Raw genomic sequence first — 5,117 nt, 5'->3', positions numbered from 1 at the left:
CTTTTTATATCTTTAGGTGCAGTTTGTGCGACTGAATCAATTTCAGATGATGATTTGAGTGAAGATAAGGGAGAACATTTGGAAATCGTGGAAGAGACTATCATAGGTGAAGATAGTCAAAATCCAACAGGAAATGATAATTTAAGTAAAAATTCATTTACTCAATTAGAAAATGATATAAACAGTTCTACAGACATTTTAGAAATAACTCATGATTATAAATTCGACAATGATACTGATAACTTTACCAGAATCAGTTTTGTAAAAAACAATTTTGTCATTAACGGAAACAACCACATTATTGATGCGAATAATATATCAGCAATTTTCAGCGTTACCGGAACCAACATTACCATAAATAATCTGGTTTTCAGAAACGCTAACTCCTATTCAGGCAGTGTTTTATATATCAATTCTGAATCTACAGTAACAACAAATAATGTGACTTTTGAAAACTGTGCAGCTGAATATGGAATAATTTTAACTGCACTGGCAACATATATCAGTAACGATGATAAATTCCTTGACTGTACAGCTTCAGAAGGAGTAATCTTTGGACACAGGTCTAATTTAATCTTCAACAATTCCCTGATGAGAAGTTCTAAAAATTTAAAATGGGGGTTTATTAAAACCGAAGGACTATCATTTACTGGTGTTTTCAACTCAATATTCGCAAATACCACTTCCAAATACACTACTGCAATTATGGGAAGTGGAAGATTGGAGATTGTAAACACAACCTTTATCAATTTGCATGCCAACCTTACAGCCGGAGCTATAGGACTGAAAGATATAGAGGAGGCATATTTGAAAAATTGTAATTTCAACGATGTCAACTCCGAAAAAAATGGAGGGGCAATTTTTACTGATGCATACAGTTCAGGTGAAAAACCAACCGTTGAAATAATAGATTCCAATTTTGTTGATTGTTATTCCCAATTCGGAGGAGCCATTTTACAATTGGAAGGTATTCTTGATGTGGATAATTGTAACTTCACAAACAATCTTGCAGTTTTTGATGGAGGGGCAATATATGTCTCCTGGACAAACATGACAGTTTCAAATTCAAGATTCAACAATAATTCAGCAGTATATGATGACAAAAGAGGAAGCTTTGGAGGCGCAATATTTGCAGATGCATCCACATTTACATTGAAAAAATCTGAATTTATCAAAAACAGCGCACAGGATGGAAGTGCAATATACATGTATGATACTGATTATGACATTAAAGACAATCTGTTTGAAAATAATTCGGATTTAAACGGAACTTATGATGACATATATTCAGCATTCGACTCAACCATACGAATTTTAGAAAACAATACATACTCTGCTAATGATTCAATCAGTTTAAACAATATAATTTATGATTTGATTTCAGTTACTCCCGCATTGAAATTGCCAATAATCAATAACAGCATAGAAGTGGAATCAATCCCTTCCCAATTTGACCTGCGTGATTGGGGATGGGTAACACCAGTCAGAAACCAAGGTTCATCAGGAGTATGCTGGTCATTCGGTATTTCTGGAGCTATGGAATCTTCAATATTAAGATTTTTGGATGTTGAAATGGATATTTCTGAAAATAACCTGGCTGATGTTTCATTCAGATACAATAGATACGGATCAACAAATGTTCATGAAGGGGGAGGCTTTAATATTGGTGCAAATTATGCATTGAGTTGGTTAGGAGTATTCCCATCAGTATATGATGTCTATGATGAACTTGGAAAAATTTCACCGGCAATTGGTGTGAATTCAAGCATTCATTTCCAGGATATTGTCTGCATAAGACCCTGTGCAAATGCAACCGATATGGACCATGTGAAAAAAGCTGTCTTAAAATATGGGGCCTTATATGTGAGATATTATGCCGCACAGGACGAACCGTTTTTCAATGAAGAAACAAGCGCACAATACTGCGATGATGAATCAGTGAAAGTAAACCACGGTGTTGTTTTAGTCGGTTGGGACGACACATATTCAAAAGAAAACTTTTTGATAACCCCTCCGGGAGATGGTGCATGGATATTTAAAAACAGCTGGGGAGAAGATGCCGGAAATGAAGGATATTTCTATATATCCTATTATGACTCAACATTCATGAAAAATAATGATGCATATGCATTCATATTCATAAATGATGTTGATTACAACAAAAATTACCAGTATGATCTTCAGGGTTCATTCATTACTTACGATTTGAATGAATACCGCAACAACTTTGTAGCTATTGAAGACGATTTGATTGCAGGTGTGGAAACATATTTCAAAGATGCTGGCAGTAACTACACAGTTGAAATTTATGTCAATGGCAAATTAATGCATGTACAAAATGGCCTTTCACCATTTGCAGGATATCATACAATTAAATTAGATTCATATGTTCCAATTAAACAAGGAGATGAATTCACTGTTAAAATCAAATCAAACTGCCTGCCGGGTTTGGCATATTCAAGACAGCACTTCATAAATAATTCATCAGAATTCCTCTATAATGGCACTTGGACTGATGCGGCTGAACAAGGATTCGTATGCTGTATAAAAGCATTTACAGTTGCTGATGATACTCAAATCATCAACAACGATGATATTTCAGTCGATTATGCTGGGGGCAAATACTTCTCAGTTAAAGTTGTGACTGCAGATGGACATGCCGTAGGGGCAGGGGCAGAAGTGAAATTCACAATCAGCGGCAAAACAACCCCTGTTTTCACTGATAAAAATGGAATAGCAAAAATAAAAATTACACAAACTCCTGGAAAATACTCAATCAAAACAGTATTCAACGGCAAAACTTACTCCAATAAAGTTACAGTTAAACAGGTGATTACAGCTAGTAAAGTTACTGTTAAAAAGACTGCCAAAAAGTTTACATTAAAAGCTAAGCTTAAAATTAACGGTAAATTGGTTAAAGGCAAATGGATAACATTCAAATTCAATGGCAAAACCTACAAGGTCAAAACCAACTCCAAAGGAATTGCACAAAAGACACTTAAGAAAAATGTAATCAAAAAGTTTAAAAAAGGTAAAAAATACACTGTTAAAGTGATTTACCTTAAAGACACAATAAAAACAACAGTTAAAGTAAAATAGGTCATGACACTTATTAGTGGAATGATAATAAATGGATGAGTTTTTCTCATCCATCTTTATTAAAATATTTAAGGAATGATAAAATATGTCAATATCTGATTATATAACGTTTCCAACAACTTTTGAGAACTATACTTGGTACAAACCATTAATTGTTATAATAGTAACTATGTTTATAATGCTCCTATTTGGAATAGTAATGATGATAATTACTTATCTGGTGGGAGGCATTGAGTTAGCAAAGGCAGTTTTTGGCGGAACATATGAAGGATTAAACTCCGCATTACCGATACTTATTTCCGATCTGATACTGGCAGCATTTATTCCCTCATTGTATATTGCATCAAAAATTATTAATTACAGACCATTTTCATCCTATTCATCTTCATGGGGAGGATGGAATTTCAAACTCTATTTCAAGGCATTAATAATTCCGTTAATACTGTATATAATATATGAAGGCATATCTTGCACTATTTCTGGAGCAAAAGGAACATCTCAAGTTTCAATACTATTTTTGATAGTTATTTGCATCGCCGTACCCCTCCAATCCATTGCAGAAGAATACATGTTTAGAGGATTTCTTTTGCAAACATTAGGGTCATGGTTTAAAATACCTGTTTTAGCAATTGTCATTCAGGCAATAATATTTGCCCTAGCCCATGGATATAACACTTTCGGACTCTTGGAAGTACTAGTTATGGGTCTTATCTGCGGATTTTTCGTTTGGAAAACAAACGGTATTGAAGTTTGTTCTGCCATACATACCGCAAATAATTTCACTGTTGGTTTATTCGTCATGCTTGGACTCCACGTATCAACATCCTCTCCTCAATTAGAGAGTGTTGTTGGAACAATTATTTTTGAAATAGTACTATTTGCCATAATGTATTTGGTGGGTAAGAAAACCAATTGGTTCGGAGAAATACCTGAAACCGTTTAGAATAATTAAAACAAAGCTGATAATATGACATCAATAGATAGATTTAATTTTGAAGATGAAGGTTATGATTTTCCCTTTTATAATAAAAATCCGCATATTCCCAAATGGGGATGGGTTGTCTTATTTCTTGCATTCATTGCTGGAACATTACTAGCAGTAATCTCAGGAAATCTACCTTTTATAATATTAGGCTGCATAGTGTTTATTGTGCCGGTTTTATATTTTTTAAAATGGGATTATAAAGCAATATTCAGGATGCCGTCCCGTAAAGATCTTGTCCTTATAGTGGCTCTTTTTGTTGGATATATTGTATATGGAATGGTAATGGGGATGATATTGAAGCAATTTGGAATAGTCAGCCCAGGAACTATGGGTTCAGAAACAGTAACAGTCATGACATTAGTTACATCAATATTTTCATTGATGGGCGAGGAATTCTTTAAGTTCATTCCATTCATATTTTTATTGAGAGTGCTTTATAAATTTTCAAATAATCGTAAATTGTCTGTAATCATTTCTGTTGCTATAATAATGGTGATGTTTGCCTGTTTCCATGCATATAACCCTACCATGTTAATATTTGCACTTTTCGTGCAGGGTTTTGGTTCAATATTTGAGTTTTACGGATATGTTAAAACCAAAAACATACTTGTTCCATACCTTACTCACTTATTAACGGATGAAATTATTTTCATCATTGCATTACTTGGAATTCCATTATGAATTATATACTAAATCTGAAAATGAAATTTTGGATAATCCTAATTTGATAAAAGAGTAACTATGTGTTTTTTATATGCCCTACCTTTGTAAGTATAAATTTTGTATTTTTGCTCCATTGCTGTATTTTACAACTAATTATCTGAACTTTCTGGTGAATAAATAATGAAGTAACATCCCATGATAATAAAGCCTTGAATGATATCGAATCAATTAAAATAGCTATTTATATATAATTTAAAAAAGTAAAATGATATTGAATTAAATAAGTGAGGTAGTTATATGAAAACTCATGCGATAGTTGTATAACTTTTCTCTCTCTACACTACTTTTTGAAATTTAAAATAATTAAATA

General features: G+C 33.1%; 3 protein-coding genes. All 3 read left to right on the top strand.

The genetic code is table 11. The features are described 5' to 3' along the window. Nucleotides 1–3,099: C1 family peptidase (locus Q0W26_RS11320; protein WP_298525473.1), on the top strand; the 3,099-nt coding region annotated here is incomplete at its 5' end. Nucleotides 3,100–3,184: 85 nt separating this feature from the next. After that, nucleotides 3,185–4,042: a CPBP family intramembrane glutamic endopeptidase gene (locus Q0W26_RS11315; RefSeq protein ID WP_298525471.1), complete on the top strand. Its 858-nt coding sequence runs from the start codon at nt 3,185–3,187 to the stop codon at nt 4,040–4,042. Between the two features lie 24 nt (nt 4,043–4,066). After that, nucleotides 4,067–4,765: a type II CAAX prenyl endopeptidase Rce1 family protein gene (locus Q0W26_RS11310; protein WP_298525469.1), complete on the top strand. Its 699-nt coding sequence runs from the start codon at nt 4,067–4,069 to the stop codon at nt 4,763–4,765. The last annotated feature ends 352 nt before the right edge of the window (nt 4,766–5,117 follow it).

This window comes from uncultured Methanobrevibacter sp. (assembly GCF_947169325.1).
Classification (GTDB): Archaea; Methanobacteriota; Methanobacteria; order Methanobacteriales; family Methanobacteriaceae; genus Methanocatella.
This window is presented reverse-complemented; position numbering and strand designations above follow the sequence as displayed.